24 protein-coding genes are annotated in these 22,417 nt (G+C 67.0%); 9 read left to right on the top strand and 15 right to left on the bottom strand.

Annotation, left to right across the window (positions count from 1 at the left end):
• Positions 1-96: 96 nt before the first annotated feature.
• The 9 genes from ACW17V_RS08990 (at position 97) to ACW17V_RS08950 (ending at position 11,427) form a co-directional block, all read left to right on the top strand.
• Positions 97-2,511, top strand: coding sequence for a TonB-dependent receptor plug domain-containing protein (locus ACW17V_RS08990; protein ID WP_492108484.1), 2,415 nt, complete (start codon positions 97-99; stop codon positions 2,509-2,511).
• Positions 2,512-2,660: 149 nt separating this feature from the next.
• Positions 2,661-4,175, top strand: coding sequence for a replicative DNA helicase (locus ACW17V_RS08985; RefSeq protein ID WP_492108483.1), 1,515 nt, complete (start codon positions 2,661-2,663; stop codon positions 4,173-4,175).
• A 71-nt stretch (positions 4,176-4,246) separates the two neighbouring features.
• Positions 4,247-4,936 carry a MarC family protein gene (locus tag ACW17V_RS08980; protein WP_492108482.1) on the top strand — a complete coding sequence of 230 codons (690 nt, stop codon included), beginning with the start codon at positions 4,247-4,249 and terminating at the stop codon, positions 4,934-4,936.
• Between the two features lie 63 nt (positions 4,937-4,999).
• Positions 5,000-6,082 (top strand): alanine racemase, encoded by a 1,083-nt coding sequence (alr, locus tag ACW17V_RS08975; protein ID WP_492108481.1) that lies wholly within the window; start codon positions 5,000-5,002, stop codon positions 6,080-6,082.
• Positions 6,083-6,153: 71 nt separating this feature from the next.
• Positions 6,154-7,536: a DNA repair protein RadA gene (gene radA, locus ACW17V_RS08970; protein ID WP_492108480.1), complete on the top strand. Its 1,383-nt coding sequence runs from the start codon at positions 6,154-6,156 to the stop codon at positions 7,534-7,536.
• Positions 7,533-8,150, top strand: coding sequence for a CvpA family protein (locus ACW17V_RS08965; RefSeq protein WP_492108479.1), 618 nt, complete (start codon positions 7,533-7,535; stop codon positions 8,148-8,150). Before radA ends, ACW17V_RS08965 begins: the two co-directional genes overlap by 4 nt.
• The gene (gene purF, locus ACW17V_RS08960; RefSeq protein WP_492108478.1) at positions 8,147-9,646 is read left to right on the top strand and encodes an amidophosphoribosyltransferase; all 1,500 of its coding nucleotides are present in this window, start codon (positions 8,147-8,149) and stop codon (positions 9,644-9,646) included. Before ACW17V_RS08965 ends, purF begins: the two co-directional genes overlap by 4 nt.
• 9 nt (positions 9,647-9,655) lie before the next feature.
• Positions 9,656-10,669: a bile acid:sodium symporter family protein gene (locus ACW17V_RS08955; protein ID WP_492108477.1), complete on the top strand. Its 1,014-nt coding sequence runs from the start codon at positions 9,656-9,658 to the stop codon at positions 10,667-10,669.
• An 8-nt stretch (positions 10,670-10,677) separates the two neighbouring features.
• Positions 10,678-11,427: an SDR family NAD(P)-dependent oxidoreductase gene (locus ACW17V_RS08950; protein ID WP_492108476.1), complete on the top strand. Its 750-nt coding sequence runs from the start codon at positions 10,678-10,680 to the stop codon at positions 11,425-11,427.
• Between the two features lie 4 nt (positions 11,428-11,431).
• Here the strand turns inward: ACW17V_RS08950 and ACW17V_RS08945 are convergent, their stop codons facing one another.
• From ACW17V_RS08945 to ACW17V_RS08875, 15 genes are all read right to left on the bottom strand, one after another.
• Positions 11,432-12,130 (bottom strand): hypothetical protein, encoded by a 699-nt coding sequence (locus ACW17V_RS08945; RefSeq protein WP_492108475.1) that lies wholly within the window; start codon positions 12,128-12,130, stop codon positions 11,432-11,434.
• A 207-nt stretch (positions 12,131-12,337) separates the two neighbouring features.
• Positions 12,338-14,110: a ribosome biogenesis GTPase Der gene (gene der, locus ACW17V_RS08940; protein ID WP_492108474.1), complete on the bottom strand. Its 1,773-nt coding sequence runs from the start codon at positions 14,108-14,110 to the stop codon at positions 12,338-12,340.
• Positions 14,111-14,165: 55 nt separating this feature from the next.
• The gene (locus ACW17V_RS08935) at positions 14,166-14,531 is read right to left on the bottom strand and encodes a hypothetical protein (protein ID WP_492108473.1); all 366 of its coding nucleotides are present in this window, start codon (positions 14,529-14,531) and stop codon (positions 14,166-14,168) included.
• A gap of 1 nt (position 14,532) precedes the next feature.
• Complete coding sequence (locus tag ACW17V_RS08930) at positions 14,533-15,402, bottom strand: class I SAM-dependent methyltransferase (RefSeq protein ID WP_492108472.1); 870 nt, start codon at positions 15,400-15,402, stop codon at positions 14,533-14,535.
• A gap of 99 nt (positions 15,403-15,501) precedes the next feature.
• Positions 15,502-16,929 (bottom strand): PQQ-like beta-propeller repeat protein, encoded by a 1,428-nt coding sequence (locus ACW17V_RS08925; RefSeq protein ID WP_492108471.1) that lies wholly within the window; start codon positions 16,927-16,929, stop codon positions 15,502-15,504.
• Positions 16,926-17,672: a tetratricopeptide repeat protein gene (locus ACW17V_RS08920; RefSeq protein ID WP_492108470.1), complete on the bottom strand. Its 747-nt coding sequence runs from the start codon at positions 17,670-17,672 to the stop codon at positions 16,926-16,928. Before ACW17V_RS08920 ends, ACW17V_RS08925 begins: the two co-directional genes overlap by 4 nt.
• A 167-nt stretch (positions 17,673-17,839) precedes the next feature.
• Positions 17,840-18,667 (bottom strand): 3-methyl-2-oxobutanoate hydroxymethyltransferase, encoded by an 828-nt coding sequence (panB, locus tag ACW17V_RS08915; RefSeq protein WP_492108771.1) that lies wholly within the window; start codon positions 18,665-18,667, stop codon positions 17,840-17,842.
• A 99-nt stretch (positions 18,668-18,766) separates the two neighbouring features.
• Complete coding sequence (locus ACW17V_RS08910; RefSeq protein ID WP_492108469.1) at positions 18,767-19,147, bottom strand: hypothetical protein; 381 nt, start codon at positions 19,145-19,147, stop codon at positions 18,767-18,769.
• A complete protein-coding gene (locus ACW17V_RS08905; RefSeq protein WP_492108468.1) occupies positions 19,140-19,712 on the bottom strand; it encodes an RNA polymerase sigma factor in 573 nt (190 codons plus the stop codon). Before ACW17V_RS08905 ends, ACW17V_RS08910 begins: the two co-directional genes overlap by 8 nt.
• Before the next feature lie 29 nt (positions 19,713-19,741).
• Positions 19,742-20,125 (bottom strand): DUF6249 domain-containing protein, encoded by a 384-nt coding sequence (locus ACW17V_RS08900; RefSeq protein ID WP_492108467.1) that lies wholly within the window; start codon positions 20,123-20,125, stop codon positions 19,742-19,744.
• Between the two features lie 106 nt (positions 20,126-20,231).
• Positions 20,232-20,522 carry a hypothetical protein gene (locus ACW17V_RS08895; protein WP_492108466.1) on the bottom strand — a complete coding sequence of 97 codons (291 nt, stop codon included), beginning with the start codon at positions 20,520-20,522 and terminating at the stop codon, positions 20,232-20,234.
• Positions 20,519-21,034, bottom strand: a complete 516-nt coding sequence (locus ACW17V_RS08890) for an RNA polymerase sigma factor (RefSeq protein WP_492108465.1) — start codon at positions 21,032-21,034, stop codon at positions 20,519-20,521. Before ACW17V_RS08890 ends, ACW17V_RS08895 begins: the two co-directional genes overlap by 4 nt.
• Positions 21,034-21,450, bottom strand: coding sequence for a hypothetical protein (locus tag ACW17V_RS08885; protein ID WP_492108464.1), 417 nt, complete (start codon positions 21,448-21,450; stop codon positions 21,034-21,036). The genes ACW17V_RS08890 and ACW17V_RS08885 overlap by 1 nt, the downstream gene beginning before the upstream one ends.
• A gap of 23 nt (positions 21,451-21,473) precedes the next feature.
• Positions 21,474-21,656 (bottom strand): hypothetical protein, encoded by a 183-nt coding sequence (locus ACW17V_RS08880; protein WP_492108463.1) that lies wholly within the window; start codon positions 21,654-21,656, stop codon positions 21,474-21,476.
• A gap of 47 nt (positions 21,657-21,703) precedes the next feature.
• The gene (locus tag ACW17V_RS08875) at positions 21,704-22,369 is read right to left on the bottom strand and encodes an HAD hydrolase-like protein (RefSeq protein ID WP_492108462.1); all 666 of its coding nucleotides are present in this window, start codon (positions 22,367-22,369) and stop codon (positions 21,704-21,706) included.
• Between the last annotated feature and the right edge of the window lie 48 nt (positions 22,370-22,417).

The raw sequence follows: 22,417 nt of genomic DNA, 5'->3' as shown, positions 1-22,417 counted from the left end.
CCTTAATTCCCATCTTTCCGATAGGGGAGACTGCACTCCCCTGCTCCGGGGCAAAAGAGCGTTCACCGCCTCCCGGAGACATCCGAGGGGACACACATGCGCTATAGAAACCTGCTCCTGGCCGCCGTCTCGTTCACGGCCCTGTCCGGCGTCGCCAACGCCCAGACCGCCCCGTCCGCCGACAACGCCATCGTCGAGGAAGTCGTTGTCACCGGCACCCGCGCCGCTGGCCGCTCGCGCCTCGACACCGTGTCACCTGTCGATGTCGTCGACAACAAGGCCCTGGCCCGCCAGGGCACCACGGAGCTGGCCCAGGCGCTGTCGAACCTGGCTCCCTCGATCAACTTCCCGCGTCCTTCGGCCGTGGACGGCACCGACTCTGTGCGCCCCGCCACCCTGCGCGGCCTGGCGCCCGACCAGACCCTGGTGCTGATCAATGGCAAGCGCGGCCACGCCGCCGCCCTGGTCAACATCAACGGCGCGGTCGGCCGCGGCTCGGCCGCCTTCGACCTCAACACCATTCCGACCGCCGCCCTTGAGCGCGTCGAAATCCTGCGTGAAGGCGCGGCGGCCCAATACGGCTCGGACGCCATCGCCGGGGTGGTCAACCTGCGTCTGCGCGAGGCCCGCAGCGGCGGCGGCGCCAGGGCCAGCTACGGTCTCTACAATTCCGAAGTGAAGACCTCCCGCGACCTCGACGGCCGCAAGGCCCATGACGGCGTGACCTACACCGCCTCGGTCTGGCAGGGCTTCAGCCTGCCCAATGACGGCTTCCTGACCCTGACCGGCGACGTCTCGCACCGCAATCCAACCAACCGCAGCGACGTCAGCTCGGCCTTCAGCCCCGGCATCGTCACGGGTCGTTATGGCGACGCCCAGGTCGAGAGCAAGGCGATCTACGCCAATGCCGGCCTGGCGCTGAACGAGACCTGGAGCGCCTACGGCTGGGCCGGATACCAGAACCGCAAGACCCAGAGCGCGGCCTTCCCGCGCCTGGCCAACGCCTCCACCAATGTCGTGGCCATCTATCCCAACGGCTTCCTGCCCAAGATCACCACCGACATCGACGACTACAACCTGGCCCTGGGAACCAAGGGCGAACTGGGCGGCTTCACCGTCGACGCCAGCGTCACCTACGGCGCCAACAAGATCCACTACGGGGTGCGCGACTCGCTCAACACCTCCTACGGCGCGGCCTCGCCAACGCTGTTCGACGCCGGGGTCATGGAATATGGCCAGTTCGTCGGCTCGGTGGACTTCACCCGGCCGCTGACGCTGTTCAACTTCGCCAAGCCCTCGACCCTGGCGTTCGGCGTTGAATATCGGGACGAGACCTACAAGATCACCGCTGGCGACCTCTATTCCTATTCCAACGGTGGGCTGAGCAGCAATGTCGGCTCGCAAGGCTTCCCGGGCTTCCGCCCCAGCAACGAAGTCGACAACAGCCGGCACAACTACAGCCTGTACGTCGACCTCGATAACCAGGTCACCGAAAAGCTCGACGTCAGCGTCGCGGCCCGCTTCGAGGACTATTCGGACTTTGGATCGACGACCACGGGCAAGATCGCCGCGCGCTATGACTTCATCGACAGCTTCGCCCTGCGCGGCGCCGTGTCGACTGGCTTCCGCGCTCCGGCCCTGCAACAGCAATACTTCACCGCCACCTCGACCAACATCATCGGCAGCACGCCGACCGAGGTCGGGACCTTCCCGGCCACCAGCGCCGTGGCCGCCGTGCTCGGCGCCAGGCCGCTGGAACCGGAAGAAAGCACCAACTATTCGCTGGGCCTCGTCTATCATAAGGGCCCGTTCGAACTGACGATCGACGCCTATCAGATCGACATCGAAAACCGCATCGTGCTGTCGGAGAACATCCAGGGCAGCGCCACGGGCACCGCCACCCAGCGGGCCATCTACAACCTGCTGTTCCCGTCGTTCGGCGTGACCACGGCGCGGTTCTTCATCAACGGCGTCGACACCACCACCAAGGGCGTCGACGTGGTCGGACGCTACCGTCTCAACGCCGAGACGGCCGGGCGCTTCGACTTCACCCTGGCGGCCAACTTCAACGACACCGAAGTCACCCGCCTGCCGACCACCAACACCCTGTCGTCCCTGCCCGTGCCGCCGACCCTGTTTGGCCGCGTCAACGTGCTGACCTTCGAGGAAGGCACCCCGAGCCACAAATACGTGGCGGCCGCCGATTGGTCCAAGGGCCCCTGGGCCGCCACCCTGCGGGTGACCGCCTATGGCTCGGTGCTGCAGCCCAACGCCACCGCCAGCCTGGACTACGAGACCGGCGAGAAGGCCGTGGTCGATCTGGAGGCCCGGCGCGCCTTCCTCGATGACAAGCTGAGCTGGGCGGTCGGGGCCAACAACCTGCTGGACGAATATCCCAACCGCACGCCGGCCGCCAACAACAGCACCAGCGGCGTGGTCGGCTTCCCCAACTACTCGCCGTTCGGCTTCAACGGGCGATTCCTCTACACCCGGGTGAGCTACAACTGGTGATCTGACCCAGCATGAGCTTGGAAAGGCGCGGAGAGCGATCTCCGCGCCTTTCTCGTGCGACATCGACGACCCGGAACATACATAAAACATCCCCACTCATGTGAAGCGCGCGCCCACACGGCGCGCGCGCGATGCGTTAACCTGCGACGATGTCTCTGGTCCCTGCTCTCGATCTGCGTCCGCCGCATGCGGACATCACCATCGCCGTCGCGCCGCACAACCTGGAAGCCGAGCAGGCGCTGTTGGGCGTGCTGCTGTACGACAACGCGGCCTATGAGCGGCTGACCGACGCGCTGAACGGCCGCCATTTCTACGAGCCCTTTCACCAGCGGCTGTTCCAGTCGATCGAGACCCATATCCGCAAGGGCCAGCTGGCCGAGCCGATCCTGCTGGCCGACGAGTTCAAGAAGGACCCCGCCTTCGAGGAACTGGGCGGTCTGCGCTATCTGGCCGACCTGGTCGACCGCGCGCCGCCGGCCGCCAATGTCGGCGACTATGCCCGCGCCGTGTTCGATCTGGCTCTGCGCCGCGACCTGATCCGCATCGGCGGCGAGATCGCCTCGGTCGCCCACGGCGGCGGCGACGAGGTCCGCCCGGCCCGCGATCAGATCGAGTCGGCCGAGCAGCAGCTCTACACCCTGGCCGAAAGCGGTACGGCATCCTCCGGCTTCGTCACCTTCGGCGACGCGCTGCGCGGCGCGGTCGAGATGACGGCCGAGGCCTATAGCCGCGACGGCGGCATGTCCGGTGTCGCCACCGATCTGACCGACCTCGACCAAAAGGTCGGCGGCCTGCACCCTTCCGACCTGATCGTCCTGGCCGGCCGTCCTTCGATGGGCAAGACCGCCCTGGCCACCAACATCGCCTTCAACATCGCCCGTAAATACGCCTACGAGATCCAGCCGGACGGCACCAAGAAGACCGTCCAGGGCGGCGTCGTGGCCTTCTATTCGCTGGAAATGAGCGCCGAGCAGCTGGCCCTGCGTATGCTGGCCGACGCCTCGGGCGTCTCGGGCGACCGCCTCCGCAAGGGCGAGATCGACGCCTCGGAGTTTGGCCGCGTGCGCGACGCGGCCATGGAGCTGCAGGAAGCGCCGCTCTATATCGACGCCACCGGTGGTATCTCGATCGCCAAGCTGACGGCCCGGGCGCGACGCCTGAAGCGCCAGGTGGGCCTGGACCTGGTGGTCGTCGACTACCTTCAGCTGGTGACCGGCTCCGACCTTGGCTCCAACGCCAACCGCGTTCAGGAAGTCAGCCAGATCACCATGGGCCTGAAATCCCTGGCCAAGGAGCTGGGCTGTCCGGTCATCGCCCTGTCGCAGCTGTCGCGCCAGGTCGAGCAGCGCGAGGACAAGCGCCCGCAACTGTCCGACCTTCGTGAATCCGGCTCGATCGAGCAGGACGCCGACATGGTCTGGTTCGTTTATCGCGAAAGCTACTATGTCGGCCGCGCCGAACCGCGCGAAGGCACGCCCGAACACCTGACCTGGCAGGAGGATATGGACCGCCTGCAGGGTCTGGCCGAAGTGATCATCGCCAAGCAGCGCCACGGCCCCATCGGCACGGTTCGGCTGTCGTTCAACAGCGACACCACCCGCTTCGGCAACCTGGCGCGCGATCACTATTTCGCCCAGGCGCGGAATATTCCGTCGGACGAGTAAGCGCCGGTTTGACCTAGGAAGCCGCATCGGGCGAGGGTCTCCCGCCCGCCCTCCTGATCGACGAGTCGCCCGTGGATTTCAGCCCCCTGCCCGTCTCCAGCCTGATCGGCGCCTTCCTGCTGGCCTTTCCGGCCCTGTTCTCGATCGTCAATCCGGTCGGCGCCTCGCTGATCTTCGACCAGGCGATGGGCAGTCGGGGTCAGGAGGAACGTCGCAAGCTGGCCCGCAGCATCGGCTTCTACTCCTTCCTGGTGCTGCTGGGGTCGCTGCTGCTGGGCGGCTATATCCTCAACTTCTTCGGCGTCAGCCTGGGCGCCCTGCGGGTGGCCGGCGGCCTGGTGGTGGCGATCCGGGCCTGGGGCCTGTTGATGGACCCGCAGGAGCACGAAGACCGCAAGACCAGCGACACCGAACCGGCCAAGCGCCAGGAAGACATCGCCTTCTTCCCGATGACCATGCCGTTCACGACGGGACCCGGCTCGATCTCGGTGGCCATCGCCCTGTCATCACAGCGCCCCACCCAGGGCAGCGCCGTGGCCTTCTTCCTGGGCGCGGGACTGGCGGCGGCGGGGGTGGCGATCCTGGTCTGGCTGCTCTACCGCGCCTCGGGCCGTGTTACGCGTCTACTGGGCCAGTCCGGCGCCCGGGTGCTGTCACGGCTGGTGGCGTTCCTGCTGCTGTGCATCGGCGTGCAGATCACCGCCTCGGGGTTCGAGAACCTGGTCTCGGTGTTCCTGGCGACCCATCCCGGCGCGTTCTAGCTGGAAAAGCCCGGCCGGCTCCGCTACGCCCTGAACCGCCGCTTCCCTGCTTGCCGAGCCCTCGTGACCGATCCTTCCGACAGCCGCCTGACGATCGACCTTGAGGCTCTGGCCGCCAATTATCGCGCCCTGCGGGACACTGCCTGCGGCGCGGAGATTGCCCCGGCGGTGAAGGCCGACGGCTACGGCGTGGGCGCGTCGATCGTCGCCGATCGTCTGTGGGATGAAGGCGCGCGCAGCTTCTACACCGCCCGCCTTTCCGAGGGTCTGGCCCTGCGCCAGAGCCTGGGCGACCGCGACGCCACCATCCACGTGCTGGACGGCGTCCCGCCGGGTTCGGCCGCCGCGATGGAAGCGGCGCGTCTGACGCCCGCGCTCAACAGCCTGCCGCAGATCGAAGCCTGGAACAGCCACGCGCGCGGCGGCCGTCTGACCGCGACGCTGCATGTCGACACCGGCATGAACCGCCTGGGCCTGCGTCTGGAAGAGGTCCGCGTCCTGCTGGGCGCCATGGACCGGCTCAAGCATGTCGAGATCACCCAGGTGATGAGCCACCTGGCCTGCGCCAACGAGCCGGGACATCCGCTGAACGTGAAACAGCTGGAGCGCTTCCACGAAGCCGCCACCCTGTTCCCGCACGCTCGCCGCAGCCTGGCCAATTCGGCGGGCATCTTCCTGGGCGGCGCCTACTGCTTCGATCAGGTCCGCCCCGGCGTCAGCCTGTATGGCGGCGGCCCCCGCGATGTCCCCGATGCGCGGATCAAGGCCGTTGTCACCTTTGAGGCCCCGATCCTCCAGACCCGCAACGTGCCGCGCGGCGAAAGCATCGGCTATGGCGCGACCTATACGGCGACCGACAATACCCGGGTCGCCATCCTGGCGGCCGGCTATGCCGACGGCGTACCGCGCTCGGCCCATCCGCGCGGCGCGGTGTGGTTCGACGGCCAACGCCGTCCGATGCTGGGCCGGGTCTCCATGGACCTGATCGCCGTCGACATCACCGACTGCGACTCCGCCCGGCCCGGCGCGATGATGCAGCTCATCGGCCCGGACCTGCCCGTCGACGACGCGGCGGCGGCGGCGGGCACCACGGCCTATGAGCTGCTGACCCGTATCGCGCCCCGGGCCCGGCGAGTGATCGCTTAAACCCACGTCCGCCTTTGGCGCACGGCCCCGTCACCCTGTAGTCTCCACTCATCCGAGAATCAGGAGCTTCCATGGCCCGTGACGGCGCCGTTTACGCCTGCCAGTCCTGTGGGGCGGTCCAGACCAAATGGTCGGGACAATGCCCGGCCTGCCAATCCTGGAATACCCTGGCCGAAGAAGTCGGCGCGCGAGCGCCCGGCGCGCTTTCCGTCACCAAGGCCACTCGCACGCGCGGCCTGCAGTTCACCGATCTGGAAAGCGACACCCCCGCCCCGCCTCGCATCATCACCGGGGTCGACGAGTTCGACCGCGTCTGTGGTGGCGGGGTGGTGCCCGGGTCAGCCATCCTGATCGGCGGCGACCCTGGCGTCGGGAAATCGACCCTGTTGCTGGAGGTGGTGGCCCGGGCTTCGATGAAGGGCGTGTCCTGCGCCTACATCTCCGGCGAGGAGGCCGTGGCGCAGATCCGCGGGCGCGCCCACCGGATGGGCTTCGAGAAGGCGCCGGTCAAGCTGGCGGCCGAGAGCAGCCTGCGCGACATCCTGGACGGGCTGAAACGCGACAATTTCGACCTGGTCGTGATCGACTCGATCCAGACCATGTGGAGCGACGCCCACGAGGCGGGCCCCGGCACGGTCACCCAGGTCCGCGCCTGCGCCCAGGAACTGGTGCGCCTGGCCAAAAAGAAGGGCGTGGCGATCCTGATGGTCGGCCACGTCACCAAGGACGGCCAGATCGCCGGTCCGCGCGTGGTGGAGCACCTGGTCGACGCCGTGCTCTCGTTCGAGGGCGAGCGCGGCTATCCGTTCCGCATCCTGCGCGGCGCCAAGAACCGTTTCGGGGCCACCGACGAGATCGGGGTCTTCGAGATGGGCGATGTCGGCCTGCGCGAGGTCAAGAACCCCTCGGCCCTGTTCCTCAACGAGGGCGGTGAACGCGCGGCGGGCGCAGCGGTGTTCGCCGGCATCGAGGGCTCGCGGCCCGTCCTGGTGGAATTCCAGGCCCTGGTGTCGCCGTCAGCCTACGGAACGCCGCGGCGGGCCGTCGTGGGCTGGGACTCAGGGCGCCTCGCCATGGTGCTGGCCGTACTTGAATCACGCTGCGGCCTTGGTTTTGGCGACAAGGACGTCTATCTGAACGTCGCTGGCGGCCTGCGCATTACAGAGCCGGCGGCGGATCTCGCGGCGGCGGCGGCCCTGGCCTCTTCAGCCCTCGATATCGCCCTGCCCCAGGACTGCGTCGTGTTCGGCGAGGTCAGCCTGTCGGGCGAGGTGCGGCCGGTGAGCCGGATGGAGACACGTTTGAAGGAAGCCGCAAAACTGGGGTTTGGCCGGGCGCTGTCATCGCTTTCCGGCCTGCCTGAAGGCGGCGGCGCCTTGCCAGTGGCAGGGGTCGCGCGGCTTGCCGACGCGGTGCGCCGCATCGGCGACGAGATCTGGGGCCAGCTGACGTGACGCCTTTCGACATCATCGCCGGCCTGCTGCTGATCACCTCCAGTTCGATCGGCTTTGCGCGCGGCGCGTCGCGCGAGCTGACCTCGGCCCTGTCCTTCATCTTTGCCGCCGCCATCGCCCTCTTCGGCCTGCGCATCAGCGGTCCGATCTTTCGCGACCTTATGGACCCCGACTGGGCGGCGACGGCGTGCGCCCTGCTGGTGGTCTTCGCGGCGGCTTTCGTCGTGCTGCGCTTCATCGGCGGACGCATGACCGCCGGCCTGCATGAAAGCTCGCTGGGTCTGCTGGACCGCGTGGTCGGCGCCGGCTTTGGCCTGATGCGCGCCCTGGTGATCCTGGGCGTCTTCAACATGCTGTTCCACATGGCCACGCCGCCTGATCGCGTGCCGGCCTGGGTCCAGCGGTCGATCTTCTATCCCCTGTCCGCCGCCAGCGCCAAGGTGCTGAAAGTGTTCGCGCCCAAGGGCGGCGAACTGGCGGGAAAGCTTGCGCCAGCCATCGAAGGCGCGGTGCGCGGGACCAGCGACAATCCGTCGGACGGAAAATCCGGCGAAACAGACTATGATCAGAACCAGCGTCGTGACCTCGACGATCTGGTGGAGAAATCGCGATGAGCTTTATCGGCCAGTCGACCGATCGGTACTCCTCCGCCCCGTGGCGTGATCCCGAAGACGACACCCTGCGCCTGGAGTGCGGTGTGTTCGGGGTCTACGGCGTCCGCGACGCCGCCGCCATCACCGCCCTGGGCCTCCACGCCCTGCAGCATCGCGGCCAGGAGGCGTGCGGCATCGCCGCCTTCGACGGCCAGCGCTTCCATACCGAACGCCATATGGGCCATGTCGGCGACGCCTTTACCGGCAACGACCTGGTTCAGCGCCTGCCCGGCAATATGGCCATCGGCCACACCCGTTATTCCACGGCCGGCGGCAGCGGGATCCGCAACGTCCAGCCGATGTTCGCGGACCTGGAAACCGGCGGCGTCGCCATCGCCCACAACGGCAACCTGACCAACTTCCTGTCCTTGCGCGAACGTCTGGTCCAGGAAGGCGCGATCTTTCAGTCCACCAGCGACAGCGAGGTGATCCTTCACCTGATCGCCCGCTCGCGAAAGGCCCGCATCGTCGACCGCTTCATCGACGCCGTCGCGCAGATCGAGGGCGGCTACGCCCTGGTGGCCATCACCAACAAGAAGATGATCGGCGTCCGCGATCCGCTGGGCATCCGCCCGCTGGTGCTGGGCGATCTGGACGGCCAGCCGGTCCTGGCCTCCGAAACCTGCGCCCTCGACATGATCGGCGCCCGCTTCGTGCGTGACATCGAGCACGGCGAGATGGTGGTGATCTCCGAAACCGGCGTGAAGTCCCTCAAGCCCTTCAGCACCGTGGCCGCCCGGCCCTGCGTGTTCGAATATGTCTACTTCGCCCGTCCCGACAGCGTCGTGAACGGCCGCTCGGTCTATGACGTGCGCAAGCGCATGGGCCAGCGCCTGGCCATCGAAACCGGCGTCGAGGCCGATGTCGTGGTGCCCGTGCCCGACAGCGGCGTTCCGGCCGCCATCGGCTATGCGCAGGAAAGCGGCCTGCCCTTCGACCTGGGCATCATCCGCAACCACTATGTGGGCCGCACCTTTATCCAGCCGACCCAGGGCGTCCGCGAACTGGGCGTGCGCATGAAGCACAGCCCCAACCGCGCCGTGCTGGAAGGCAAGCGCGTCATCCTGATCGACGACTCGATCGTGCGTGGCACCACCTCGCTGAAGATCGTGCGCATGGTCCGCGAGGCCGGCGCCAAGGAGGTCCACCTCCGCTCGGCCAGCCCGCCGATCAAGTGGCCCGACTTCTACGGCATCGACATGCCGGAGCGCGAGCAACTGCTGGCGGCCAACAAGTCGCTGGAGGAAATGGCCCGGTTCCTGGAAGTCGACAGCCTGGGCTTCCTGTCGGTCGACGGCCTGTACCAGGCGCTGGAAGCCGGCCCGCGCGATCCGGTGACCCCGCAGTTCACCGACCACTATTTCACCGGCGACTATCCCACCCGCCTGACCGACCGCGAGATCGCCGAAGGCCGTAACGAGGCCAATGACAAGCAGCTGTCGCTGCTCAGCGCGTAACCCGGCCTGATGAACGGACTTTCCCGGCTGCTCTCCAGGCTGAAGATCGACGTCTACATCATCCTGCTGTTTGGCATGGTGGTGCTGGCCTCGGTGCTGCCGGTGCGCGGCGAGTTGGCCGCCGGGCTGGGTGTCGTGGTCAAGCTGGCCATCGCCCTGCTGTTTTTCCTGCACGGCGCCAAGCTGTCGCGCGAGGCCGTGGTCGCCGGGGTCACCCACTGGCGGCTACACCTGACCATACTGGCCTTCACCTACATCCTGTTCCCGATCCTGGGCCTTCTGGCCGCCAGGACCGGGATCCTGTCGCCCACCATGGCGGCGGGCATGGTGTTCCTGGCCTGTCTGCCGTCGACGGTTCAGTCGTCCATCGCCTTCACCTCGATCGCCCGAGGCAATGTCGCCGCCGCGGTCTGCGCGGCCTCTGCCTCCAACCTGCTGGGTATCTTCCTGACCCCCGTGCTGGTCAGCCTGCTGATGCACGCCGAGGCGGGCGCGGGCGGATGGAAGTCGATCCAGGACATCCTCATTCAACTGCTCCTGCCCTTCGTCGTCGGCCAGCTGGCCCGGCCGTGGGTGGGGCGCTGGATCGAGAAGCACAAGCAGCTGGTCGGCTATGTCGATCGCGGCTCGATCCTGCTGGTCGTCTATTCTGCCTTCAGCGCCGCCGTGGTCGGCGGTCTGTGGAAACGGGTCTCGCCGCTGGAGTTGGTGCTGCTGCTGGCCGTCTGCGGCGCCCTCCTGACCGTCGTCCTGCTGGCCACCACCTTCGGCGCGCGCGCCCTGGGTTTCTCCAAAGCCGACGAGATCGCCATTGTCTTCTGTGGCTCCAAGAAGAGCATGGCCACCGGCGTGCCCATGGCCGGTATCCTGTTTCCGGGCGCCACCGCCGGGGTTCTGGTGCTGCCCCTGATGACCTTCCACCAGATCCAGCTGATGGCCTGTTCGGTGATCGCCCAGCACTATGCCAAGCGTCCGGCCGATGACGTGACGGACGGGCTTCAAGAAGCCCCCGGCACCCGCTAAAAGCCCCCATGGATTCTTCAGCAAAACCGCTCGCGGGCCGTGTCGCCCTGGTCACCGGCGCGACGCGCGGCATCGGCGCGGCCATCGCCCTGGGCCTGGCGGAAGCCGGTGCGCACGTCGTGGCCCTCGGACGCACCCAGGGCGCGCTCGAAGCCCTGGACGACAGCATTTTCGCCGCGACGGGCGAGCACGCCACCCTCGTGCCGCTGGACCTGCGCGAGGCCGACGGTCTGGACCAGCTGGGCGCGGCCCTGCACCAGCGCTGGGGCAAGCTGGACATCGTGGTCGGCGCGGCCGGCGTGCTGGGCGCCCTCACCCCGGTGGGGCATCTGGACCCCAAGGGCTGGGACATGATCATGTCGACCAACCTGACGGCCAACTGGCGCCTGATCCGGGCCATGGATCCGCTGCTGCGCGCCTCCGACGCCGGCCGGGCCCTGTTCCTGACCAGCAGCGTCGCCAAGACCCACCGGGCGTTCTGGGGCGGCTACGCGGCCTCCAAGGCGGGCCTGGAAGCCATCGTCGACTGCTATGCCGACGAGATGGAGAACACGGCTGTCCGCGCCCTGTGCGTCGATCCCGGCGCCATGCGCACCAAGATGCGCTCGGGCGCGTTCCCGGGCGAGGATCCGATGACCGTTCCGGCCCCCGAGACGATCGTTCCCTACATCATCGACCTGGTGCGTCCCGACCGCGAACCGCCCAGGGGCGTGGCGCGGTTCAAGGAGCGCGGGCAGGAGTCGGCCAGCCTCGGCTAGATCATCACGGCGCCAGGTGCTGGATCCAAAGGGCGATGGACATCCACGTGTCGCTGCCGCCGATGGGGATCACCGACAGCTGCTGAGCCAGAACCAGAAGTCCGCCAAAGACATAGACAGGGTGCGGCCGCCCTCGGGTGCGCCAGTCATAGACCATGGCGGCGACAATCAGCAGATCGACCACCAGGCCTGGCGGGACCGACACAAAGATCGGCGGCGGCCCGGCCGGGCCAGACGGCGCCATCATCACGGCGAACGGCCGGGCCATCGCCGCCTGCATCGGCGGGATCATGGCCAGCAGCATCAGCCGCTTGTGCACCTCCGGCTTTCGCACATTGACGATCGCGGCAGTGAACAGCCCAGCAAACAGCAAAAGGGCGCTGAGCGAGACGATCGAGAATCGCCGCGCCGCGTCGCCGAACCCGACCGCATCGGCCACCTTCATCGAGTTGATCGCCGCCAGCACCACGGTGAAGGCCATGGCGGTCGCCAGCGACACCCCGGCAACGCCCCAGGCGCGGTGATCCATGGTCCGCCCGCTGGCGACCATCCAGGTCTGGGCCAGGAAGAACAGCGTCCAGGTGAAGAAGAAGAAACCGTGGAAATGCAGGACCGGCGCGCCGCCGAAGGTCCCGCTGGCGATCCTGGCCCAATAGGTCGGGATGAACCCGCCAAAGGCAATCAAGACAAAGACCAGAGCCATACCGACGTAGAAACGTCGCCCGCTAACGCGGGGTACGCTTGTAGATAACGAAACCATAGAGCCCCCCAAGGCGCTAAACTTGAGGGTTACCCATGGCACAAAAAGTCGCGACCGAACACTGGTTTCCCAATCGCCACGGTTGTCGTGCATGCCCGCGTCGGGGCACAGCAGCATGGCCGCTGACCCTGACGACGGCATGACCTGGCTTCAGCGGCCCTTGGGCTTGCCCGGTCCCTTGTTGCCGCGAACAATGCTGGAGCCAGCCACCGGGCGCTTGGGTCCCGAGGCCGCCTTGCCGCCGGCGGCCTTGAAGCCCACCTTGTAGCTGGGCGTGCTCGAGACCTTCTTCTGGGCGCGCGGTCCCTGCTTCTTGACCGACTTGACGGCGCCCTTACCGGGCTCGGCGGCAGGCGCAGCGACGGCAGAGCTGGTGGTCTTGGCCTCAGCCTTGACGAACTTCTTGGGGCCCCTGACCGGCGCCTTCTCCGGAGGTGGCAGGCCCGCTTCGGCAGCGGCAGCCGCCGCGGCCTCATCGGCGATGCGCTTGGACTTCTTGACCGTGTTACGCGAGGCGCGGATGCGCTCCTCCTCACGTTCGCGGCGCTCGAACTCGCGCTTGCCCCGGCCGCTGTGGCCCTTGGCCTCGCCATCGGCATAGGGGTTGGCGCCCGACTTGATGGTGATGCGCAGCGGCACCCCCGGCAGGTCGAAGCTCTCGCGCAGGGAGTTGATCAGATAGCGCCGATAGTGCTCGGGCATCTGGTCGGCGCGGGTCGAGAACAGCACGAAGGTCGGCGGACGCGCCTTGATCTGGGCCATGTACTTGGGCTTGACGCGCTTGCCACTGACGGCGGGCGGCGGGTGCCTCTGCATGGCCATCTGCAGCCAGTCGTTCAGGTCGCGGGTCTTGACCTTGGTCGACCAGTCCCTGTGGATCTTCATCACGGCCGGCATCAGCTTCTCGATGCCCTTGCCGGTCTCGCCCGACAGCGCCACCACGGGCGCGCCGCGCAGCTGGGGCAGCATGCGCTCGGCGTGTTCGCGGAAATCCTTCAGCTGGGCGACAGGGTCCTCGACCAGGTCCCACTTGGCCAGCACAAAGACCAGCGCCCGCCCTTCCCGCTCGGTCAGGTCGGCGATCTGCAGATCCTGAACCTCGAAGGGGTGGGTGGCGTCCATCACCAGCAGCACCACCTCGGCGAAGGTGACCGCGCGGATCGAGTCCTGGGTGGAGAGCTTTTCCAGCTTCTCCTGCACCTTGGCCTTCTTGCGCAGGCCGGCGGTGTCGACAAGACGGACCTTGCGGCCGTCCCACAGCCAGTCGACCGAGATCGAGTCGCGGGTAATGCCAGCCTCAGGGCCGGTCAGCAGACGCTGCTCGCCGATCAGGCGGTTGACCAGGGTCGACTTGCCGGCGTTAGGGCGACCGACGATGGCGATGCGGATCGGCTTGTCGTCGTCGTCCTCGTCCTCGGAATACTGGTCCTCGGGGAAGGCCGCCAGCATGGCCGCGTACAGCTCGGCCATGCCCTCGCCGTGTTCACCCGAGATCGGGATCGGCTCGCCGAGGCCCAGCTTGTAGGCCTCGCCGATGCCCGACTGACCGGCTTTGCCCTCGGCCTTGTTGGCGGCGATGATCACCGGCTTGCCGCGACGGCGCAGCAGGGTGGCGAACACCTCGTCCAGCGGCGTGACGCCTTCGCGGGCGTCATAGATGAACAGCGAGACGTCGGCTTCCTCGACGGCGATTTCGGTCTGGGCGCGCATGCGCGCTTCCAGGCTTTCGTCCGCGACATCCTCGAAACCGGCGGTGTCGATCAGTTCCAGATCAAGGTCGCCCAGGCGACCGGAGGCATAGCGGCGGTCACGGGTGACCCCGGGCTGGTCATCGACAATGGCCAGTTTCTTACCGGCGAGACGATTGAACAGCGTGGACTTGCCCACATTGGGGCGTCCGACAATTGCGAGTTTCAAAGGCATGGGCTTGCAGTAGTCGATTTTTGCCGTTCCCGCAAAGCAAGGCGGGTTTTGCGGCCTATCGCATGATCGGCGGCGCGACCACGAGGGTGAGGCCCAGCAGCATCAGGCCGAAACCGACGGCGAAATCTCGCGACAGTTTTTCCTTGAACACGACGCTGGAAACCAGCGGCACGCTGGCCGAACCAGCGATGGCGAAGGGATAGGCCGTAACCAGGGGGATCCTGGTCAGGATGAGAAACCAGAACAGGGCCGTCCCGCAATACCAGGCGCAGGCGATCACCAGATCATGATTGGTCAGCACCCGGATGGCCAGCGGTCCGGAGGTCTCGCCGTGTCTCAGGGCGGCGCGCTTGAAAAGCATCTGGCCGATCGGCAGGGTCAGACTGAAGGCGCAGCACAGGATGATGTCGATCAGCGCCATGTCAGGGCTTCCGGAAGAAACAGACCTGGGCGTCGCTGGGCATAAGACGCGCCAGCGGATAGGTCGCGACGGCGAACAGATAGGCCGCAACCGATAGCAGAAGCGGCTCTGACTTCACGCAGCGAATGCGGGCCCACAGCCCGTTCAGGCCGACCGTGTCGAGGCTCAGGCGCTCGATCTCGTCCAGCCCATGCCGTTTCAGCGCCTGGCTGAGATTATTGGCGGTGAAGTACCAGATATGCGGCGATGGAAGGCCGCGCTGCCAGAGGCGCGCCAGGGCTCCGCCCATGCCCAAGCCGTCGAGCACCGTCGCGGTGCGGAAATAGAAGCCGTCGCGGTCGGGACAGTTCAGACACAGCACGCCGCCCGGCGATAAGCGCTCGACACTGGCGGTCAGGGCCGCGCCCAAGTCTGGGATATGCTCGAGCACATCGTTGAAGACGATGACGTCGAAGGTCTCGCCGGCCTCCAGCACATCGGGGAAATAGCCATGGCGCACCGTGGCGCCGCCGGCCCGGGCAGCCTCGACGGTATTGGCGTCAGGCTCCACGCCCTCGGCCTGGAAGCCCACGTCCCTCGCCTGGGCCAGCAGAAAGCCCGGACCGCTGCCCACGTCGAGCAGACGGGCCGGCGGCGCCTTCAGGGCGGCGAGGCGCGCCAGCAGCCGGCCGTTATTTTCACGACGCAGCGTCTCGAGCCCCGCCTCGCGCATGGACTCGTCGACCAGCACCTGGCCGGCCGTCGCGGGGATGTTGATCTCGAAATTCGAGCGCAGGACGCCGCACGTCTCGCAGCGGCGAAGCCAGTCCCGACGATACGGACGAAGCCGCCCGCCGCAGACCGGGCAACTCTTCTCGGCGTCCGAATCCATGCTGTCCCCACGCTTCAACCCACACCCGCAGATTGTGGCACGTCAGCCCCGCGCGGAACAATGGCGGTACACCGCCTCGCCCCGCAGGGCGAGGCGATTTTAGCGGATCGCCACCACTTGGGCGTCGTCAGTCACCAGATAGACCATGTCACCGACCGCGATCGGAGCCAGAAGGACCGAGGCGCCAATCTTCAGGGTCTTTTCGGTCGCGCCGGTCTTGGGGTTCAGCGCCACGGCCTGGCCATCGCTGGACACGGTGATCAGGCGGCCTGAAGCCAGGATCGGCGTCGACCAAAGGCGCGGATGCTTGGCCAGCTTCTTCTTCTGGCGCTTGGTCTGGCCCAGGCCCTCATTGAGGTCGCGGATCCAGTAGACCGAGCCGCTCTCGCGGGCGACGCAGATGACCTGGCCGGACTTGTCGACGACAAAGACGACGTCGCCTGCGGCCCAGGGGCTGGTGATGCCGGTGATCGGCAGGCTCCAGCGCGCCTGACCGGTGCGCAGGTCGATGGCCGAGAACACGCCCGAATGGCTGACGGCGAAGACATCGCCCTTATAGATGACCGGACGGCCGGGAATGTCGCGGATTTCCGACAGCGCGTTGGTGCGGCTGGCGCGCGACAGGGCCTCGCTCCACAGATCGTTGCCGTTGGCTGCGCGCAGCGCGACCAGTTCGCCCGAGGCGAAGCCGGCGACGGCGGTGTCGCCGCTCACCGCAACGCTGGGCGCCGACAGGATTCGGGCCGGCTCGATCAGGGCCTGATAGGTCCAGCCGGGCGCGCCGGTGACGGCGTTGTAGGTCAGCAGTTCGTTGTCGGTCGACACCACGAACACGCGACCATCGACGACGGTCGGAGCAGCGTGGATCGGGGTCGAGGTAGGCTGCCGCCAAGCTTCAGCGCCGGTCGCGGCGTCGAGCTGGGCCACGAAACGGAAGCCTGACGAGACGATCAGCTTGTTGTCGGGGCTCAGGGCCAGACCGCCGCCAAAGCCCAGCCGGTCGTTCTTGACGCCGCCAAAGCCGAAGAAGCCGCCCTTGCCCGGACCGGCCGAGGGCCGCAGGTCCTTGCGCCAGTCCACCGAGCCGGTCTTGGTGTCGAGGGCCGAGACCGTGGATTCCCCGTCCATGACGAAGATCCGGTCCGCAGTCGCCACCGGCGGGGCCGTGATGTGGAACTTGCGGTTGCCCTTCTGGCCAAAGCCCTTGCGCCAGGCGATCTCGAACGCCTTGCCTGCGTCAACATGCTCAACCGACTGCTCGGCGCTGCCGCCCGGCAGGCGCCATTCGGTCTGGACGACCGGTTCGGGCAGGTAGAACTCGGTGCCCTTGAGCGCTTCGGCGGCCTCGACCTTCTGGTCAAAAGCGATGACCGAGATCCGCTGGCCCTGGGTGGCCTTGGCCTTGTCCTTTTCGGACTTGTCGAAGGGGTTGAGCTTGGAGACCGTCGAGCAGCCGCTCACCGTCACCGCCGCCGACATCAGCGCGATCAACGCCACAGAACGCTTGGAATTCATGGAGCGGCTCATTGGGCGCTATTCGGCGCGGGTTGCGGAGCGATGGGCATGGTCGCGGGCGGCGGCAGGGCGATCGAGGCCTTGACGACGGCGGCCAGATCCTTGGCCGAGCCGGAGTCGATCATCTGCATCGCCGCCTGGGAACGCTGGCGAACGCCTTCGGAATTGTTGTCGAGCAGGTTGGCGAGAATCGAGAAGTCCTCGCGGGCGCCCTTGAGGTCGCCGGCCTGAAGCTTGGCGAACGCCAGGGCTTCCTTGGCGTTCACGCGATATGGGCTCTTTTCCCCCGCCAACGGCGTCAACCTCGCTTCGATGTCCTTGAACGAGGCCGTATCCATGAGCGCCAAGGCGGATTTGAGGCGCGCCAGGTCGCCGATCACGGGATCGGAAGAAAGCTTGGCCGCTTCGTCGAAATAGCGCACGGCGTCGGCGGTCTTGCCTTCATCGAGGCGGATGCCGCCCATGTGCATCAGGGCCAGGGCGCGGTAGCCCGAAGCGCCGCCCTTGGACACCGCTTCCATGGCCGGGAAACCCTTGGCCGGTCCGTCGCGTCCCATGGTTTCGAGCGCGGCCTGATAGGTCTCGGACGCCTTGGCCGCTTCCTTGGTCTGATAAGCGGTCCAGCCCCAGTAGGCGCCCACGCCGATGACGACCGCCACCGTCGCGGCGCCGATCCACGGCAGCGCCTTCAGCGCGAGGGTCTTGTAACGGTCGGAGCGAAGCTGCTCTTCGACCTCGTCAAACACATCGACCACGAACGAGGCTCCGAAACGGACGCAAACAGCGCCCTGACACGTTGGCGCCGAACGGATCCGGCGGCGACGCATGGTTTACAACAGAATGCGGCCGGCGGAGGGCCGCCAGCGCAGGCGGCGAACCTATAGCGTGAACGGGCCAGCCGCAACGGGCGCTGGAGTGGTGGCTAGCCCTTCTTGGCATAGTAGGTCTCGGCCTCGCCCGGGAAGGTCCGCGCCTTGACGTCGTCGGCGTATTCCTGGGCGGCGCGTTCGATCTCGCCCTTCAGGTTGGCGTAGCGGCGCACGAACTTCGGCGTCCAGTCGAACAGGCCCAGCATGTCGTCGGTGACCAGGATCTGGCCGTCGCAGCCGGCCGAGGCGCCGATGCCGATCGTGGGCGGGGCGATGGCGGCGGTGATCTCGCGGGCCAGGCTCTCGGCCACGCCCTCGATGACCACGGCGAAGGCCCCGGCGTCGGCGGTGCGACGCGCCTCGTCGAGAATCAACGCGCGACCGGCCTCGTCCTTGCCCTTGGCCTTGAAACCTCCGTCAACCAGAACCGCCTGAGGCCGCAGCCCCACATGGCCCATGACCGGCACGCCGCGCTTGGTCAGATATTCGATGGTCGCCGGAACGGTGGGACCGCTCTCGACCTTCACGGCCTGGGCGCCCGTCTCCTTCATGATCCGCACGGCGTTGGCATAGGCGACCTCGGGCGAGGCCTCGTAGGAGCCGAAGGGCATGTCGACCACGACCATGGCCTTGCGAGAGCCCCGCATGACCGCCTGGCCGTGCAGGATCATCATCTCCATGGTCACGCCCACCGTATTGGGCAGGCCGTGCACCACCATGCCCAGCGAGTCGCCGACCAGCAGCAGGTCGCAGGCGTCGTCCAGGGCCGCCGCGACCGGCGCGGTGTAGGCGGTCAGGCAGACGATGGGCACGCCGCCCTTGCGGGCGGCGATGTCGGGGGCTGCGAGGCGGCGAACCGTCTCATCACGGTGCGAGGACAGAACCATGCTCCAGAACAGGCCCCGGGAGGGGCGAAGGCGCGCTGTTGTCGGTCAGATCGCCCCGCGCTGCAACATGAACAATGATCAGTCGATGCCGGGTCAGAACTCTTCCATCGCCCGCGTCACGGCGAAACCCAGGGCCAGAAGCGCCAGGCCCGCCGCCAGCCACAGCGCTTCCACGCTGGCGGGCGTCGCGACCATCTGGTTGAGCTTGTTCAGGGCCAGGTCGACATCGGCGTTCAGGTCCCGCGTTCCCTCGCGCGACAGGGTCTGCAATTCGGCCGAGAAGCGGGTAGCGACCAGTTGCACCGCCGCGATCACCCCCGCCGCGATGCCAGCCCCGCCGATCAGAACACGACGCAGCGCCCAGCCACGATCGAGATTGGCCGCGATCTGGGCGGCAAACAGCTCGGCGTCCGGAAAGGCCGGTGGCTCGTTGTAGAGCCGCGTCAGCTGCGCTTCGAAATCGGGTTCAGCCATGAGCTTCCCTCCTCGCGCTTTCACTAGGTGGGGCCAGTTTGGCCCTGAGTTTATCCAAACCACGTTTGACATGGGATTTCACCGTGCCGATCGGGATGTTCAAGGCCTCGGCGACCTCGGCGTGCGACCAGTCGCCGCCGTAGCAGAGCGAGACGCTGAGCCGCTCGCCTTTCGACAGGCTCTTGAGGGCCTCGTCCAGGTCGATGCGGTTGGCCGTACGAGGCTCGTTCAGCGCCGTCGGATCGTCGCCATCCTGGGCTTCGTCGGTGAAGATCATGCGGGCTTCACGCTTGACCTTGCGCAGATAGCACCGCGCCGCGATCCGCTTGATCCAGCCGCCGAAGGCGCCTTCGCCGCGATAGTCCGCCACCTGCTCGAAACCGGCCAGGAAGGCGTCCTGGGCCATGTCGTCGGCGGTCGCCGAGTCGGCTCCCATCCGGCGCAGCAGACCCCGAACCGCCGAACCGTGTCGCCGGACCAGCTCGCCATAGGCGCGCCGGTCGCCCGCCGCCGCGAAGGCGGCGAGCTCGACATCGTGGCCCGTTGGTGGGCGGTCCATGGACATGCTTTTCCCCTTCCCCAAGGCTTAAGCGATCAGACGCGCTTGAACTTGTTGGGATTGAAGAAGCTGAGAACGATGAAGGCCACGCCGATCACGACGGGAATGCAGGCAATGCCGATGCCCGGGAAGTCCATGTCATGATCGCCGAAGTCGGAGAAGTAGCTGAAAAGGCCAATGCCGACGCCGATGGCCAGCCAGATAACGCCCGCCCGGATGTCGCTGAGCGAGGTGGGAGCAACCTTCACATTACGCGTCAGGGCCTCGATGACTTCGGGCGGAACGGGTTGTCCCTTGTCGATCGCCGCGCGCAGCGTTGATTGCATCTCGAGACGTTCACGGCTCTTCAGCCAGACCGGCACGATCACGATGGCGCCGATGACGATGAACAGCACGATGGGGATCAGGATCTCATCCATGGCGAATTCCTCTTGGGGGGCGCGACATCCTTGTCGCCGCCTTCTGACTATAAGAGGCGCCGGGACAGGCGTTTGGAGGCGCCCGGCGAGATGAAACTTTCGTAAGCTACTTCTGCGCCAGCAACCGGTCGCCCAGCATGACTGCGGCGATGGCCAGGACCAGCATGCCCGCCACCGGAAGCAGGGTCGGCGCCAAGGCGTCGACCGCCATATTCAGGATCGGCGAACAGGCCCACAAGACCACGCTGGCAGCCAGGGCCGCCGCGCCGCCGACCATCAGACGGTCCAGAAACGCCCGGCGTTCGACAGCCTCCATGACCTCGGCCACCAACAGGTCGGAAGCGCGCGGCGCGGGCGCCTCGCTCAGGAAGGCGGCCAAACGATCATCAGGGGTCATGACGGATCTCCCAGTACAGCCAGCAGTCTCTCACGACCGCGGGTTACATGCGACTTAACAGTGCCCAGCGGCAGGCCCAGCGCCTCGGACGCTTCCGGATGCGACCAGCCCTGGCCAAGGCAAAGGGTGACGCAGGCGCGCTGATCTTCCGGCAGGGTGTCCAGCGCGGCCTGCAGTGCCATCCGATCCTCCCGAGCGACCTCCGAGGCGGCTTCCAGGGCTTCCTGGCCCCGCCAGTCCTCGTCGCGCCGGGCTGAACGGCTGGCGGCGCGACGGTTGCCCAGCGCCTTCCTCCAGGCGATTCCGTAGAGCCAGGCGCGAAAGCCATCGTCGGCGCGCAGCCGTCCCAAACTCGTCCAGGCCGCCACGAAAGCCTCCTGAGCGATGTCGTCGGCGTCGACCCAGCCGCTCTTCCGCAGAAATCCCCGCAGGGGCTTCTCGTGCATCGCGACCAGCCGGGCGAACGCCGCCTGGGATCCGGCCCGCGCCGCCCTGACGAGCGGCGCGTCCATCAGGCTTTCGGGCCTCGACCCGTCAGCACCGACACCAGAGACGCCAGGCTCAGCGCGCCCATGACGAAGGCGACGATCAGGAAGGCCGGGCCAGCCTCGTAGATGTCGGACGTGGCAGCGAAGGTGAAGCCCATGCACAGCACGCCAAACAGCACCACATGGTACCAGCCCCGCTCGCGGCGATAGCGATACCGCGGCCGCATGTCGTCGCGATCATCGTCGAGATCGTAGTTGCTGCGCGTGTTCAGGCGCGCCACCAGTTCCGGCGGCGGCTCGCGTCCGCTGGCCGCGTAGGCCTTCAGCAGGTCCAGCGTGTCGCGATTGGCGCGATAGGACAGCCAGCTCTGGAAGCCGCCATACACGAACCAGCTCAGCGGAAAGATCAGCCACCAATACGAACGAAACAGGTCTTCCATGGGTTTGCCCCTCCGATTGTCGCCTAGGCCTTGTTGAGCTTGGCCAGCAGTTCCGGCGGCGCGTCGCGCCCGCTGCGGACATAGGTCTGGATCAGATCCATGGCGTCGCGGCGCGCCTTTTCCGCCAGCCAGGCGTTCCAGCCCAAGATCGCGAACCAGCTCAGCGGAACCAGCAGCCACCAGAACGAATCGATCAGCCCCGACATTGTCATCCCTCCGATGGACGCGAGACGCTCGCGCCCGTTTCTGAAGGTTAGTCGCCGCCGACGCTCGCCCTGGATGCAACGAGATGCGAAATAAGTTCGGAGGGGGATTCAAAGACGATCGTGGGGCCGTGCTCGGCCAGGATGGCGCGCTTGGCCGCGCCCCAGGTCACCGCGCCGCTGGCCAGTCCCAGGGCATGGGCCGCCTCGATATCGCGGGTCTCGTCGCCGATGCAGATCACCCGGTCGCGCGAGGCCCCTGAGGTCACCTTGCGAAACTTGCGCGCCTTGCCGAAGAGCGAGGCGCCGCAGGAGAACTGGCTGATCAGGCCGGAAAGCTCGGGGCCCAGCACCGAGCGGATCGTGCGCTCGCTGTTGGAGCTGACCACGGCCAGCCGCAGCCCGGCATCGTGCAGCGCCTGGAGCATGCCTGCGGTCTCGGGAAACAGCGGAATGGAGTCGCACTCGGCCGCCATCAGCTTCTTGCCGTGCGAGGCGATCATCGGCAGCTTCCAAGGCGAAATGCCCAGATAGCGGATGACCTCGCGCGTGCCGCGGCCGCGCAGCATGTCGATCTCTTCGTCGGTGACCGTCTTGAAGCCAAAGCGCCGGGCCATCGGATTGACAGCCTTCATCATCCACGCCGCGCTGTCGGCCAGCGTGCCGTCGAAGTCAAAGATGACCATGTCGTACGACGGGACGGGATAGGCTCCCACGGAACGGTTCCTGCGCTTTTCTTTTTCAGACGGAGCGTCGATGGCCGA

The sequence above is a fragment of the Caulobacter sp. FV2ye17ST genome (assembly GCF_058680955.1).
The sequence above is the reverse complement of the archived record's forward strand: the minus strand, read 5'-3'. Positions and strand labels throughout refer to the sequence as shown.

Excerpts from the sequence above, each read along its gene's own strand:
- ACW17V_RS08885 (WP_492108464.1), bottom strand. The coding sequence starts at position 21,450 with ATGGAAGACCTGTTTCGTTCGTATTGGTGGCTGATCTTTCCGCTGAGC.
- ACW17V_RS08955 (WP_492108477.1), top strand. The coding sequence starts at position 9,656 with ATGAACGGACTTTCCCGGCTGCTCTCCAGGCTGAAGATCGACGTCTAC.
- der (WP_492108474.1), bottom strand. The coding sequence starts at position 14,110 with ATGCCTTTGAAACTCGCAATTGTCGGACGCCCCAATGTGGGCAAGTCC.
- ACW17V_RS08910 (WP_492108469.1), bottom strand. The coding sequence starts at position 19,147 with ATGGCTGAACCCGATTTCGAAGCGCAGCTGACGCGGCTCTACAACGAG.
- ACW17V_RS08945 (WP_492108475.1), bottom strand. The coding sequence starts at position 12,130 with ATGGCTCTGGTCTTTGTCTTGATTGCCTTTGGCGGGTTCATCCCGACC.
- ACW17V_RS08985 (WP_492108483.1), top strand. The coding sequence starts at position 2,661 with ATGTCTCTGGTCCCTGCTCTCGATCTGCGTCCGCCGCATGCGGACATC.
- purF (WP_492108478.1), top strand. The coding sequence starts at position 8,147 with ATGAGCTTTATCGGCCAGTCGACCGATCGGTACTCCTCCGCCCCGTGG.
- ACW17V_RS08890 (WP_492108465.1), bottom strand. The coding sequence starts at position 21,034 with ATGGACGCGCCGCTCGTCAGGGCGGCGCGGGCCGGATCCCAGGCGGCG.
- ACW17V_RS08880 (WP_492108463.1), bottom strand. The coding sequence starts at position 21,656 with ATGTCGGGGCTGATCGATTCGTTCTGGTGGCTGCTGGTTCCGCTGAGC.
- ACW17V_RS08990 (WP_492108484.1), top strand. The coding sequence starts at position 97 with ATGCGCTATAGAAACCTGCTCCTGGCCGCCGTCTCGTTCACGGCCCTG.
- ACW17V_RS08935 (WP_492108473.1), bottom strand. The coding sequence starts at position 14,531 with ATGGCGCTGATCGACATCATCCTGTGCTGCGCCTTCAGTCTGACCCTG.
- radA (WP_492108480.1), top strand. The coding sequence starts at position 6,154 with ATGGCCCGTGACGGCGCCGTTTACGCCTGCCAGTCCTGTGGGGCGGTC.
- ACW17V_RS08950 (WP_492108476.1), top strand. The coding sequence starts at position 10,678 with ATGGATTCTTCAGCAAAACCGCTCGCGGGCCGTGTCGCCCTGGTCACC.
- ACW17V_RS08895 (WP_492108466.1), bottom strand. The coding sequence starts at position 20,522 with ATGACCCCTGATGATCGTTTGGCCGCCTTCCTGAGCGAGGCGCCCGCG.
- ACW17V_RS08905 (WP_492108468.1), bottom strand. The coding sequence starts at position 19,712 with ATGTCCATGGACCGCCCACCAACGGGCCACGATGTCGAGCTCGCCGCC.
- ACW17V_RS08900 (WP_492108467.1), bottom strand. The coding sequence starts at position 20,125 with ATGGATGAGATCCTGATCCCCATCGTGCTGTTCATCGTCATCGGCGCC.
- ACW17V_RS08930 (WP_492108472.1), bottom strand. The coding sequence starts at position 15,402 with ATGGATTCGGACGCCGAGAAGAGTTGCCCGGTCTGCGGCGGGCGGCTT.
- ACW17V_RS08925 (WP_492108471.1), bottom strand. The coding sequence starts at position 16,929 with ATGAGCCGCTCCATGAATTCCAAGCGTTCTGTGGCGTTGATCGCGCTG.